Raw genomic sequence first — 12657 nt, 5'->3', positions numbered from 1 at the left:
GTCATGGCAAACATCACGGTCCTGGCGGGGGACTTTCTGCAAGGTGACGGCGTGTACAGGGACGGAAGCCTTACGCTCAGGACAACGTTGCACCCATGGCCGGGCCTTACCCTCCCGCTCTCATCGATCAAGACCCTCGAAGTCGCCAACGAGGAGTCGATCAGCAACATCAAGGACGCCATCGGCTACGGCGTGGCCGGGGCGATGCTGCTGGGGCCCATCGGCGCCATCGCCGGGTTCATGCTTGCAGGCCACGAGACCGAAGTGACGTTCCTGGCGACCCTCAAGGATCGGCGCCGCCTGCTGATCGCTGCCGACAGCGACACCTACCAGGAAATTTCCCGTCGGGTCGCCTGCTGATCCGAAAGCAAGCGTTCTCCGGCACCTGAATGTCCTTCGCCGTGCCTGCCCGGAATCGGCCTTCACCCGTTCCGGGCGCGTTCGATCCTTGCCAGGCGCTAGCGAACAGGCTTGTCTGGATGTACTTCGTACCGTGCGCCCGGCTCTCGACAGGCGAGCCCTTGCTCTGCCGGAGCCGCCCCGCTTGCCTGCTTTCTGTCTCTTTCGCGCTGCCTCCGGTTGGCCGATGGGGACATACGCAGATCCCTGTAGACCGCAAAGGCGATCAGCAAAAGAATGCCCAGCGACCACAAGGACAAGATCAGAACCGTCATAAATCCTCCTCAAGTACCGCGACCACATAAGACGCAACGATCACAAAGAAGCTGACGACAGCCATCGAGGCCCCCGTACGAACCTCTTCAGCCTCGACCACGTCGCCGATCAACAAAGCCGCGGCCCCCGTCACCATGAATCCCGTACCGATGCACAACAGCAGGTTGGTCATCCATCGAATGGTTTTGTTGTTCATCGACATCCTTGCCAGACATTCTCCCGCCAACTCCGTGGCAGGGTTCACCGCATGACGGCAATCGGGAATCCGCCCCCCCATGCCGCCTGCGATACGTTCATGGAGACGAAAGGTAGCGTCGGCCCCATGAATCCACCAGCCGGATTCAACACTCGGACACACAATCGCGCCCTCCACCGATCACGCCCAGCGGGTTCCGGCCCAGCCTGAACGGCGGCGACCCCGTATCCGGCATCTCACCGACTGTCGCGTTTTGCGACAAATCCCCTCCTCCTCGCCCGTCCGGCTCCCAGCCAGTGCACGGCCTGGCCCGCTTTCAGCCCTTGGCACGGCCATTGCGACTGCCCTTGCGAAAGCCCCCCTCCCGATCCCATCGAACAACAAGAGGTTCTCGCCATGCCCCTGCCGTATCTGCTTCCTGCCACCTCGGCCTTCATCCAGCGTCCGCCGCGCATGCTGATCGGCGGCGACTGGACCGAGGCCGCCGACGGCCAGACCATGCCCCTGCACAACCCGGCCACCGGCGAGGTGCTGTGCGTGGTGCCCCGGGCCACGCCGGAGGACGTCGACCGCGCCGTGCTGGCCGCCCGGCAGGCCTTCGACGATTCGGCCTGGAGCCGCGCCCGCCCCCGGGAGCGGCAGAACCTGTTGTGGAAACTCGCCGATCTGATGCAGCGCGACGCCGAACTGCTGGCCCAGCTGGAATGCCTGAACAACGGCAAGAGCGCGGCGGTGGCGCAGGTGATGGACGTGCAGTTGGCCATCGACTTCCTGCGCTACATGGCCGGTTGGGCGACCAAGATCGAAGGCACCAGCGTCGATGTGTCGCTGCCGTTGATGCCCGGCGACCAGTTCCACAGTTTCATCCGCCGCGAGGCGGTGGGCGTGGTCGGCGCCATCGTCGCCTGGAACTTCCCGCTGCTGCTGGCCTGCTGGAAGCTCGGCCCGGCCCTGGCCACCGGCTGCACCGTGGTGCTCAAGCCCGCCGACGAAACCCCGCTGACCGCCCTGAAACTGGCGGAGCTGGTGCTGGAGGCCGGTTATCCGCAAGGCGTGTTCAACGTGGTCACCGGCACCGGCGTCACCGCAGGCTCCGCCCTGACCCACAACCCGCTGGTCGACAAGCTGACCTTCACCGGCTCCACCGCCGTGGGCAAGCAGATCGGCAAGATCGCCATGGACTCGATGACCCGCGTCACCCTGGAGCTGGGCGGCAAGTCGCCGACCCTCGTCATGGCCGACGCCGACCTGAAGACCGCAGCCGCCGGCGCGGCCAGCGCGATCTTCTTCAATCAGGGCCAGGTCTGCTGCGCAGGTTCGCGCCTGTATGTGCAGCGCAAGCATTTCGACAACGTGGTGGCCGACATCAGCGACATCGCCAACGCCATGAAACTGGGCAACGGCCTCGACCCGAGCGTGGAGATGGGCCCGCTGATCTCCGCGCGCCAGCAGGAGCGGGTCTACCGCTACATCGAAACGGGCCGGGACAGCGGCGCGACCATCGCCTGCGGCGGCGAACAGTTCGGGCCGGGGTTCTTCGTCAAGCCGACGGTGATCGTCGACGTCGATCAGAAACACCCGCTGGTGCAGGAGGAAATCTTCGGCCCGGTGCTGGTGGCGATACCGTTCGATGACGAAGCCGACGCGTTGCGCCTGGCCAACGACAGTCCGTATGGCCTGGGCGCCAGCATCTGGTCGAACGACCTGGCGGCGGTGCACCGGATGATTCCGCGGATCAAGTCAGGTTCGGTGTGGGTCAACTGCCACAGCGCGCTGGATCCGGCGCTGCCGTTCGGCGGCTACAAGATGTCCGGGGTCGGGCGGGAAATGGGCCATGCGGCGATCGAGCATTACACCGAGCTGAAGTCGGTGTTGATCAAACTGTAAGGTTTAGGGTGCCTTCAAGGGCCTCTTCGTCGGTGCGCAGCTGCCAGCGATGGCAGCCTGTCTGGCACATCGGAGCTGGATGTGCCGCCTTCGCGGGCAAGCCCGCTCCCACAGGTTTCAGCTGTGATCCCGGACTCTGCATTCACCTGAAATCCCTGTGGGAGCGGGCTTGCCCGCGAAGAGGCCCGGCCTGCCGACACACGGCTCACGGCTTGAACCCTTGGGCCAGCAGCCACCCGCGCACCGCCCGCCCCTGCTCCGCCGTCATGTCGGCCAGCACCTGCTGCGCCGGCTCGGTGCGCAGCCGCCGCACCAGCGCCGCCACCGCCACCCCGTGCACATGCCAGATCCCCAAGGGCTGATCCGGCGTGATCACCACTTCGGCCTCATCGACAAACCCGTCGTGCAGCACCGGCATCCGCTCGATCCGCAACGCGGTGAAATCCGCCGCCACGTGAGCTTCCCCGGCATCCGGCCACTGCCGTCGCGCCTGCCAGAACGGCCGGTCCGCCCAGCGCCGCTCGTCGGCATAGAAATCCCGGCCGATGCGCGCGAAGCGCAAGAACAATTGCTCCACCCGCTGCCGGTGGAAGCGCTGCGCCAGCGCCGCCCGTTCCGGTTTGCGCAGCAGCGTGTTGATCACCGCCGGCGCCTGCAACGCCGAGGACAACGACTGGAAAATCCCGTTGCCGGACAACGGATCCACCGCCATCGCCGCATCGCCGACGCGGATCCAGCGCTCGCCGCACACCTGCCGCGCCAGGATCGCCGTGCTGCTGCGGGCATGCAGTTGAAGGTCCGCCTCGGCATCGTCGCCGAAGAATGCCTGCGCCAGTTCCGACCTGCGCCGACGCTCGCGGCAGTGCTCCAGCAATTGCGCCTTGGCCGGCAATTGCGCGCTGTTCACGTCCACCGTCCACTGCCAATAACACTGGCCGTCGGCCCGCCGCGCCATCCAGGCCCAGCCGTCCGTCAGGCTTTCCACGGCGCTGGCGGTCGCGCCCGGCGTCCCTTGCCAACGATTGAGCAGGCTGACCGTCTCCGGCCCGCGCACGCCCCTGCCGGACGCCGGCGCCTGGCGTCCGCGGGCCTCCACCAGAAAGTCCGCCGCCAGTGCCCGACCACCGTCCAGTTCGACCCGATGGCCGTCCGCTGAAGGCTGCACGTTCAGCACACGCCCTTCGATCACCTCGACACCGGCCAGGCGCAGGTCTTCGCGCAACCCCCGGTCGAAGGACGGGCGATCCAGCAGGCATTCGATGTTCTGCGCATGCCGCTGGCCGTTCCAGATCACCTGCCGTTGAGACGGCAGAGTCGCCTCCGCCAGCGCCCGATTCAGGCCCGCGCCGCGCAAGGCTTCCAGCACCCGCTGCGACACACCTTCCAGCGCCGCGAACCGCCGCCATTCGCTGACCAGCGTCACCCCATGGCCCAAGCGCCGCAGCCCCAGCGCCACCGCCGCACCGGCCGGCCCCGCACCCAGGATCAGGATGCGTGCGGTCATGGGCCGAGCCGCCGCTCAGGACCGCGATAGCAGGCGTTGGCCCGCAGCCAGTCGAGCACCTGGCCGTTGCTCGCCTCGGGATGAGCCGACAGAAAGGCGCCGATGTGCCCGCTCAACGCCGCGCACCCGAGGCTGGCGCCGGACTGGCCCGGATGCGTGCCGTGCACGCACGCGGCGAAATCCGCCTGCGCGCTGTCGAGCCACGACCATTGCCCGTCGGTGCAGCGGGCGTCGCCGGTCACCCGCAGCACCTGCGGGTAGCTGGCCGGAAACACCGCCGCGCCCTGGGCCGGGCTCGACGCGCAGACCAGCACCCCACGCGCCACCGCCGCCGCACAGGCTTCGCGCAACAGGCTGCGGTCCTGGCGCAGGCCGAGGCTCAGGTTGATCAGGCGCACGTCCCGGGCCACCAGCCAGTCGATCGCCGCGGCGATCTGCAAGGCACTGGTGACGCCGCGCCGGTCGAACACCTGCGCCACGCACATCCGCGCCGCCGGGGCGCGGCGGCTGATGGCGTCGAACACCGCGGTGCCGTGGCCCAAGGGATCGCCCTGCAGCGCCGATTGCATCAGGCCCTCGTCCGCCAGCGCAAAGCGCTGCCCGACCAGCACCCGGTCCTGCTGCGGCGCCGAATGCCCGCTGTCCACCACACCGATCCGCAACTCAGGCTTCATGCCGCACCGTTCTCAAGACAGGTCTTGCACACCAGGACGCCGTCGATCAGCTCGAAGCGCAGATCGGCATCCGCCAGCGTCGAAGGCCGGTGGCTGATCAGGATCCGCGTGCGGCCGGCAAACAGGCGGTCGATGGACTCGATCACCTCGCGCTCGGTGGTTTCGTCCACCGCCGAGGTGGCCTCGTCGAGCACCAGGATCTGCGGATCCTGCAACAGCGCCCGGGCGATGGCGATCCGTTGTTTCTGGCCGCCGGACAATTGCTGGCCGCGCTCGCCCAACGGGCTGTCGAGGCCTTCGGGCAGCGCGTCCACCAAGCCGTCGAGCTGCGCCAGCCGCGCCACCTCGGCCACCGCCTCGCGGCCGGCGTCCGGCACCGCGTAGGCCAGGTTGTCCGCCAGGCTGCCGCGAAACAGCACGATGTCCTGACTGACCACGGCGATGCGCCGGCGCAACGCGAACAGGTCCAGTTCACGCAGATCCACCCCGCCGAACAGCACCCGCCCGGACTGCGGATCGTGGTGGCGCTGCAACAGATCGATCAGCGTGGATTTGCCGACACCGGACGCGCCGCTCAAGGCCACCTTCACCCCGGAAGGAATCGTCGCCTCGATCCCGCGCAAGGTGCTGGCCCGCCCCGGATGGCTGAAGTGCACCTGCTCGAAGCGCAGTTCGCCCGAGGCCGGCAGCGGTTGCGGCGCGTCCGGCGAGCGCACGGTCGGCGCTTCGCCGCGCAGTTCCATGACCCGGCCGAGGCTGACGGTCATGCGCTGGATCGCCACGTACAGCCCCAGCAGGCTCTGCACCGGTCCGACAGCCATGCCCAGATAGGTGGAAAACGCGATCAGCGCACCCAGTTGCCAAGTGCCCTGCACCACCCAATAGCCACCGATCAGGAACGCGCAGGCCCGGGACAGCGAGGTCAACGTCCCCGGCACCGCCTGGGTGAAGAACTCGGTGACCTGCAGGCGCAGCAACTGGTTCATGTAGCCCTGCCCCAGGGTTTCCAAGCGCCGCGCCTCGCGCTGCTGCTGTCCGGCGGACTGGATGAACTTCATCACCGGCAAGGTCTCGACCATGAACGACGACATGTCCGCCGAACGCTCGCGCAAGTGCCGCACATCGCGCTCGACCTTGCGCCGCATCCAGCGCAGCCACACGACGTCGAGCGGAATCAGCACCAGCGCCAGCAGCGAGAGCTTCCACGACAGCGTCAGCAGCATGGCGATGGCCGCCACCAGCCCGATCACGCTCGACACCGCCGAGAACAGCGAGTCCACGGCAAAACGCTGGATCTCCGCCACGTCGCCGTCCAGGCGCGACATCAGGTCGCCGATGCGCCGCTGGCCGTAGAAGCCCGGCGACAGGGTCTGCAAATGCCGGTAGAGGTCGTCGCGCAGGGCGAACAGGATCCGCCCGGACAGCCGCGTGTGCAGGTAGCGGTTGATCCCCGACAGGGCCGTGCCGAGCAGCCCGGCGACGATCATCAGCACCGCGATCAGCACCAGCACCGGGAAGTTGCGCGCCAGCAGGCCGTCGTCGATCAGCAGCTTGACCAGCCACGGCTGCACCAGCACCAGCAGCGACGCGCACACCGACAGGGCCAGCAGGCCGGCAATCGCCCAGCGCTGCGGCCGCACGAAACCGTACAGCCAACGCAGCGCCGCGTGCAGCGCGGCAGGGTTCTGGCTGTCGATCAGGCGCACGATCAGGCGCTGCATCACGGGCGCAACTGTTTGAGTTTGCGGTACAGGGTCGCGCGGCTGATGCCCAGGGCGTCGGCGGCGGCCGAGACATTGCCCTGGTGGGTGTCGAGGGATTGGCGGATCAGGTCCAGCTCATTCTCGCGCAGGCTGCCGGCCTGGGGCTTGTCGGTGTCGGTCAGTTCGTCCAGCAGGCTGTCGGGCAGGTGATCGAGGGTCAGCACGGTTTCGCCCGGCTCGCGCATGGCCAGCGCGGTGCGCAACACCATTTCCAACTGACGGATGTTGCCGGGCCAGTGATAGGCGGCGAGCAGCCGGTTCAGCTCATCGTGCAGCACCGCGTGCGGCGCATCGAGCTTGCCCAGCAGGCGGACGACCAGCGCGCCGAAGTCATCGCGCTCGCGCAGGGCCGGCAGCTTCACGCTGATGCCGTTGACCCGGTAGAACAGGTCCTCGCGAAATTGCTTGTCCTCGACCTGGCGCTTGAGGTCGCGGTGGGTGGCGCAGATCAGCGCCACGTCGATGTCTTGCTCTTCCCCGGCGCCCAGCGGCGCCACCTTGCGGTCCTGCAGCACCCTCAGCAGCCGCGCCTGCAAGGCCAGCGGCATGTCGCCGATCTCGTCGAGGAACAGCGTGCCGCCGTGGGCCTGCTGCAGCCGCCCGACCATGCCCCCCCGGCGCGAACCGGTGAACGCGCCCTCGCGGTAGCCGAACAGTTCCGATTCGATCAGCCCTTCGGGGATGGCCGCGCAGTTGACTGCGACGAACGGCTTGTCGCAACGGCTGCCGGCCATGTGCAGGGCACGGGCGACCACTTCCTTGCCGGTGCCGGTTTCGCCCAGCAACAGCACCGGCAACTCATTGGCCAGGCCCTGGCGGGCCATGCGCAGGGTGCGGGCGTAGCGGGCGTTGCCCCCGGCCAGGGCGTCCAGGTCCGGTTGCGGCTTGGCGGCTTTCGCCACGCTGCGCGGCGGGCCGCCGAGGTTGACCGAACGGGCCGGGGCACGCAGGGTTCTGTAGAAGAATTCGCCCTTGGCGGTCTGCACGCTGCCGACCCCGCCCTGTTGCAGGCGGCTCAGCAACTGCACGCCATCGACGCCGAGAAACTCTTCGCAGCGCCGCCCCACCAGCGCCCCGCGTTCGGCCCCCAGCAGTTGGCAAGCCTGGGCGCTGACCGCCAGGATCTGCCCGCCGAGGCTGACCGCCAGCAGCCCTTGCCACGGCGATTCGAGGTACTGCCGGCGGCTGTGGAACGCCAGCACGATCTGATCGGGAAAACTGTTGCGGAACACCCGGCTCTCGATCTGGCTCACCGCCAGGCTCAGCAGCGCGGTGCTGTCGTGCACGCGGCCGAGCGGGCCTTCGCGGGTCAGGTCGAGGACGCCGAGGATGTCGCCTTGAGGGCAACGGATCGGCACCGAGGTGCAGGAGAAATCGGTGAGGCGGTCCAGGTAATGCTCGCCGCAGTCGATCAGGGTCGGCCGGGCTTCCACCAGCGCCGTGCCCAGGGCGTTGGTGCCGCGCGCCGCTTCGCTCCAGCAGGCGCCGAGGGTGATGTCCTGCAGGCCGCTGCCCTTGAGCCGGTCGGCGCGGCCTTCGACCGCCAGGATGGTGGCGTCGGCGTTGGCGAGGATGACCAGGCCTTCCTTGCCCTGGCGCTCGGCCAGGTAGTCGATGGCCGGTGTCGCGGCGTCGATCAGCAAGCGGTTGCCCGCCAGCAGCACGTCCAGACTCGCGCCGCAGGCCAGCGCCAGGTCATGCTTGGCGTTGAAGTGCACGCCGTGGCTCAGGCTGCGCCGCCACGAGGCGTCGATCTCGGCACGCAGCACGCCGTCGGGGACTTGCCCCTCCAGGTGCAGGCGCTCCCGGGCCAGCCGGGCTTCGGGGTGGGGCTTGGGCCCCGTGTTTTTTATTAGAGTCATCAAGCGCTCCGGAGCGGTCCGCTTTGCGCTTTTTCAAGCGTCCTGGCGCCAATGTTTACGTTAACGTCAGGACGATGGCAATAGCCTTATGGCGCCTGGGTTGCGGCAGGTGAATGCAAAAGCGGCGGACACCGCAAAACCCTGTGGGAGCGGGCTTGCCCGCGATGGCGATCTTTCGGGCGACGAAAGACTCAACGCTGCCACACCTGGGCATTCACAAAGAACGCCCGCGCATTGTCCTCCAGGCTCTCCAGGTGATACCCACCCTCCTGCACGATCAGGCAAGGCAAGCCCAGGCTGCGGATGCGCTCGCCCAGCGCGGCGAACCCTTCGCGGGTCACCGCCACCTTGCTCTGGGGGTCGAACTCATAGATGTCGAACCCAAGCGACAGCACCAGCGCCTGCGCCCCGAACCCGCGCACCGCCGCCAGCGCCACATCCAGTTGAGCGAGGAAATCCGCCTCGCTCGCCCCGTGGGCCATCGGCAGGTTGAGGTTGAAGCCCTCCCCCGCGCCGACGCCGCGCTCGTCGGCGAACCCGGCCACGCCCGGATAGAAGTTGGTCGGGTCGCCGTGCACCGAGACGTAGAGCACGTCATCGCGGTCGTAGAAGATTTCCTGGATGCCCTGGCCATGGTGCATGTCAGTGTCGAGCACCGCGACCTTTCCGAAGGCGCCGCGCAGCACCTGCGCCGCCACCGCCGCGTTGTTCACGTAGCAGAAGCCCCCCGCCGCTTCGGCGCGGGCATGGTGGCCCGGCGGGCGGCACAGGGCGTAGGCCGCCGGCTCGCCGTCGATCAACGCCCGGGCCCCGGCCACCGCGCACTGCGCCGACCAGTAGGCCGAACGCCACGTCTGTTCGCCGACCGGGCAACTGCCGTCGGCCAGGTATCGCGCGGCCTGGGCGAGGACGCCGCGCAAGGCGTTGGGCTCACGCACGAAGATGTTCGACATCACTTCGTCGCCCCAGTCTTCGGGGACCTCTTTCCAGCGCGCATGGGCTTCCTGCAAGAAGGCCAGATAGGGTGCGCCGTGCACCGCCAGCAACGGCGCGAGGCCGGCATCGACCGGTGCCTCGACGGCAAAGCCCAGACCGTGGGCGGCCTGAACCAGCCGCTGCGCGCGCTCGGGGACTTCCTGGGGCGTGCGCATCTGCCCGCGGGAGTAGTAGCTGCGAGGATGGTGGAGCAATTGTTCGGGGTGGAAAAAACTGCGCATGGGGTGAATGTCCTGTCTGTCCGCGTAAGGCATGCAGTCGGCTGCAATCCTCTGTGGGAACCAGCCTGCTGGCGATAGCGGTGTGTCATCGAAATGAGGGGTGTCTGAGCGGGCCCTATCGCCAGCAGGCTGGCTCCCACAGTTTTGTTTGCTACACCGTCCTGTTTGGCGTACGCGGTTCCTGTGGGAGCGGGCTTGCCTGCGAAGACGTCGCTCAGGGCGCTACTCAGTCAGCCCGACCGGCACGGGCCAGCACGGCGTTGAGCAACACATCGGTGCCCTGGCGCACGTCGTCGGGCAGCACGTCTTCGGCCTCGTTGTGGCTCAAGCCGCCGACGCACGGGATGAACACCATTGCCGTCGGGCAATGTCGGGCCAGGTGGATCGCGTCATGGCCGGCGCCGCTGACGATCGGTTGTTGAGCGTAGCCCAGCGCGTCGACGGCCTCCTGCACCGCCGCCACGCACCCGGCGTCGAACGGCGTGGCCGGGCTGATCCAGTGCGGCGTGACGGTGAGGGTCAGGCCCCGCCCGTCGGCGATCGCCTGCAAGCGTGCGCGCACCTGCTCTTCCATCGCCGCGATGGCATCGTCGCGGTGATGGCGCAGATCGACGGTGAAGTTCACCAAGCCCGGAATGGTGTTGCGCGACGACTTGCTGATGGACAGCTCGCCCACGGTGGTCAGGCCCTGGGGCGCGAAATCCGCCGCCAGCCCTTCGATGGCCTGGATCATCCGCGCCACGCCGTACAAGGCATCCTTGCGCAGCGCCATCGGCGTGGTGCCGGCATGGGCGGCCATGCCTTCCACCCGCACGTCGAGCCAACGGATCGCCTGGCCGCCCGTCACCACGCCGATGCTCTTGGCGTTGTCCTCGAGGATCGGGCCCTGCTCGATGTGCGCCTCGAAATAGGCATCGACCTTGCCGCCCAACGGACGGCTCCCGGCGTAACCGGAGCGCTGCAAGGCCTGAGCGACGCTGATGCCATCGGCGTCGCGCACGGCCAGCGCGGCGTCCAGATCCATGAGGCCGGTGAACACCGCCGAGCCGAACATCGCCGGAGTGAACCGGGCGCCCTCCTCGTTGGTCCACACCGCCACCTCCAAGGGTTTGCGGGTCTTGATGCGCAGGTCATCGAGGCGGCGCACCACTTCCAGCCCGGCGAGCACCCCATAGACGCCATCGAAGCGTCCACCCTCAGGCTGGGTGTCGAGGTGGCTGCCCATCATCACAGGCGCAGCGTCCGGGTCGGTGCCGGGGCGGCGGGCGAACAGGTTGCCGATGGCATCGACGCTCACGGTCATGCCCGCGTCGCGGCACCAGTGGGCGAACAGTTCGCGACCGGCCTTGTCCTCGTCGCTCAGCGCCAGCCGGCAGCTGCCGCCCCGGGCCGTCGCACCGATTTCGGCCATGGCCATCAGGCTCGCCCACAGGCGTTCACCGTTGATCTTCAGCATGAAACTCTCCAGAACAGTCATCAGGCGCGGACCGTTTCCGCGCGGTGGGCATGGGCGTGACGGCGCGCCAGGGACAGCACGCAGACCAGCGAAACGGCAGCGATCAGGCTGTAGAACACCGCCATCGGCCACCACTGGCCGGTGAACCGGTGCGCCAGCATCGTGCCGATCAGCGGCGTCAGGCCGCCGGCCAGCGCGCCGCAGACCTGATAGGCCAACGAGATCGCGGTGTAGCGCACTCGGGTCTCGAACATGCCGCTGACGTAACCGGCGATCACCGCATAGAACGAGGCCATGCACACCACCGCCAGGGCGATGCCGAGGATGATCAAAGGCGCCTGGGCCGAACTGACCAGCACGAACATCGGGTACGGCGACGCCATCGCCAGCAGTGAGACAAGGCACAGGAACCGCGTCGCACCGATCTTTTCGGCCATCCTCGCCGCCAACGGCTGGATGCAGAACTGGATGATCGCGACGAAGAACAGGCACTCCAGGATCAGCGAGCGCGGCAGCGCCAGTTGCTGGGTGGTGTAGGCGATCATGAAGGTGTTGGTGAAATACACCCCGGCGATGCCCAGGGTGTTGGCACCGATGCACAGCAGCAGCGGACGCCACGCGGTGCGCAGTACCTCCATCACCGGCGCCTGTTCCTTGCGGGCCTGTTGCCGGGCCTGCTCACGGACGGCGAGGAACTCCGGCGACTCGTTCACCCCCAGGCGAATGGCCAGACCGACCACCAGCAACAACGCGCTGGCCAGGAACGGCACCCGCCAGCCCCAGCTCATCAGGTCCTCTTCCGGCAGCCGGGTCACGGCGCTGAACGCCAGCAACGACAGAATCAGCCCCGCCGGACTGCCCAACTGCGCAAACGACGCGAAGAAATTGCGCCGGCCCTTCGGCGCATGCTCGCCGGCCATCAGCACCGCCCCGCCCCACTCGCCGCCGACGGCGATGCCCTGGACGACGCGCAGCAGGATCAGCAGCACCGGCGCGGTCGCGCCGATCTGCGCATAGGTCGGCAGCAGGCCGATGCACACGGTGAGCACGCCCATCATCAGCAGCGTGATGACCAGCGATTTCTTGCGCCCGATGCGATCGCCGATGTGGCCGAACACGATCCCGCCCAGGGGCCGGGCGAAGAAACCCACCGCGAACGTGCCGAAGGCGGCCATGGTGCTGAACAGCGGATCGCCGGAGGGGAAGAACAAGGCGCCGAACACCAGCGCGGCGGCCGTGGCGTAGATGTAAAAGTCGTACCACTCGATCATCGTGCCGATGAAGGCGGCGGCCGCCGCACGGCGCGGCTGGTTCGAAGCGTGGGGCTTCATGGGTCGGGCTCCTTTGGTTATTTTTCTGGCAGGAGTTGAACGGCAAGTCGTGGCGCTCTGCTGGCGCCTGGCGTGGAGTGATTTATCGTCCC

At 67.9% G+C, this 12657-nt stretch carries 10 protein-coding genes; 2 read left to right on the top strand and 8 right to left on the bottom strand.

Translation table 11 applies throughout. The annotated features are described in order from the left end of the window. The first annotated feature begins 3 nt into the window (after window positions 1-3). Complete coding sequence (locus KVG96_RS06170; RefSeq protein ID WP_217891234.1) at window positions 4-360, top strand: hypothetical protein; 357 nt, start codon at window positions 4-6, stop codon at window positions 358-360. Between the two features lie 310 nt (window positions 361-670). On the opposite strand, the gene KVG96_RS06165 is transcribed toward KVG96_RS06170, so the two are convergent. Beyond that, window positions 671-871: a hypothetical protein gene (locus KVG96_RS06165; RefSeq protein ID WP_085584605.1), complete on the bottom strand. Its 201-nt coding sequence runs from the start codon at window positions 869-871 to the stop codon at window positions 671-673. Window positions 872-1267: 396 nt separating this feature from the next. On the opposite strand from KVG96_RS06165, the gene KVG96_RS06160 reads away from it, so the two are divergent. After that, complete coding sequence (locus KVG96_RS06160; RefSeq protein WP_217891233.1) at window positions 1268-2758, top strand: aldehyde dehydrogenase family protein; 1491 nt, start codon at window positions 1268-1270, stop codon at window positions 2756-2758. 205 nt (window positions 2759-2963) lie between these two features. Here the strand turns inward: KVG96_RS06160 and qhpG are convergent, their stop codons facing one another. The 7 genes from qhpG to KVG96_RS06125 form a co-directional block, all read right to left on the bottom strand. Continuing rightward, window positions 2964-4262, bottom strand: coding sequence for a flavin-dependent monooxygenase QhpG (gene qhpG, locus KVG96_RS06155; protein WP_217891232.1), 1299 nt, complete (start codon window positions 4260-4262; stop codon window positions 2964-2966). Then, window positions 4259-4936, bottom strand: a complete 678-nt coding sequence (gene qhpE, locus KVG96_RS06150; protein ID WP_217891231.1) for a subtilisin-like serine protease QhpE — start codon at window positions 4934-4936, stop codon at window positions 4259-4261. Before qhpE ends, qhpG begins: the two co-directional genes overlap by 4 nt. Then, complete coding sequence (locus tag KVG96_RS06145) at window positions 4933-6657, bottom strand: ABC transporter ATP-binding protein (protein WP_217891230.1); 1725 nt, start codon at window positions 6655-6657, stop codon at window positions 4933-4935. Before KVG96_RS06145 ends, qhpE begins: the two co-directional genes overlap by 4 nt. Next, window positions 6657-8561 (bottom strand): sigma-54-dependent Fis family transcriptional regulator, encoded by a 1905-nt coding sequence (locus tag KVG96_RS06140; protein ID WP_217891229.1) that lies wholly within the window; start codon window positions 8559-8561, stop codon window positions 6657-6659. The genes KVG96_RS06145 and KVG96_RS06140 overlap by 1 nt, the downstream gene beginning before the upstream one ends. Window positions 8562-8752: 191 nt before the next feature. Next, window positions 8753-9778, bottom strand: a complete 1026-nt coding sequence (locus KVG96_RS06135; protein ID WP_217891228.1) for a histone deacetylase family protein — start codon at window positions 9776-9778, stop codon at window positions 8753-8755. 226 nt (window positions 9779-10004) lie between these two features. Then, window positions 10005-11234, bottom strand: coding sequence for a Zn-dependent hydrolase (locus KVG96_RS06130; RefSeq protein ID WP_217891227.1), 1230 nt, complete (start codon window positions 11232-11234; stop codon window positions 10005-10007). A 20-nt stretch (window positions 11235-11254) separates the two neighbouring features. After that, window positions 11255-12565 carry an MFS transporter gene (locus KVG96_RS06125; protein ID WP_217891226.1) on the bottom strand — a complete coding sequence of 437 codons (1311 nt, stop codon included), beginning with the start codon at window positions 12563-12565 and terminating at the stop codon, window positions 11255-11257. Window positions 12566-12657 lie beyond the last annotated feature (92 nt).

It is taken from the genome of Pseudomonas ekonensis (assembly GCF_019145435.1).
GTDB classification, from domain to species: domain Bacteria; phylum Pseudomonadota; class Gammaproteobacteria; order Pseudomonadales; family Pseudomonadaceae; genus Aquipseudomonas; species Aquipseudomonas ekonensis.
This window is presented reverse-complemented; position numbering and strand designations above follow the sequence as displayed.

What these genes read in the sequence shown, in the direction of transcription:
- KVG96_RS06140 (WP_217891229.1), bottom strand. Translation starts at nt 8,561, where the DNA reads ATGACTCTAATAAAAAACACGGGGCCCAAGCCCCACCCCGAAGCCCGG.
- KVG96_RS06145 (WP_217891230.1), bottom strand. Translation starts at nt 6,657, where the DNA reads ATGCAGCGCCTGATCGTGCGCCTGATCGACAGCCAGAACCCTGCCGCG.
- KVG96_RS06135 (WP_217891228.1), bottom strand. Translation starts at nt 9,778, where the DNA reads ATGCGCAGTTTTTTCCACCCCGAACAATTGCTCCACCATCCTCGCAGC.
- KVG96_RS06130 (WP_217891227.1), bottom strand. Translation starts at nt 11,234, where the DNA reads ATGCTGAAGATCAACGGTGAACGCCTGTGGGCGAGCCTGATGGCCATG.
- KVG96_RS06165 (WP_085584605.1), bottom strand. Translation starts at nt 871, where the DNA reads ATGAACAACAAAACCATTCGATGGATGACCAACCTGCTGTTGTGCATC.
- qhpG (WP_217891232.1), bottom strand. Translation starts at nt 4,262, where the DNA reads ATGACCGCACGCATCCTGATCCTGGGTGCGGGGCCGGCCGGTGCGGCG.
- KVG96_RS06170 (WP_217891234.1), top strand. Translation starts at nt 4, where the DNA reads ATGGCAAACATCACGGTCCTGGCGGGGGACTTTCTGCAAGGTGACGGC.
- KVG96_RS06160 (WP_217891233.1), top strand. Translation starts at nt 1,268, where the DNA reads ATGCCCCTGCCGTATCTGCTTCCTGCCACCTCGGCCTTCATCCAGCGT.
- qhpE (WP_217891231.1), bottom strand. Translation starts at nt 4,936, where the DNA reads ATGAAGCCTGAGTTGCGGATCGGTGTGGTGGACAGCGGGCATTCGGCG.
- KVG96_RS06125 (WP_217891226.1), bottom strand. Translation starts at nt 12,565, where the DNA reads ATGAAGCCCCACGCTTCGAACCAGCCGCGCCGTGCGGCGGCCGCCGCC.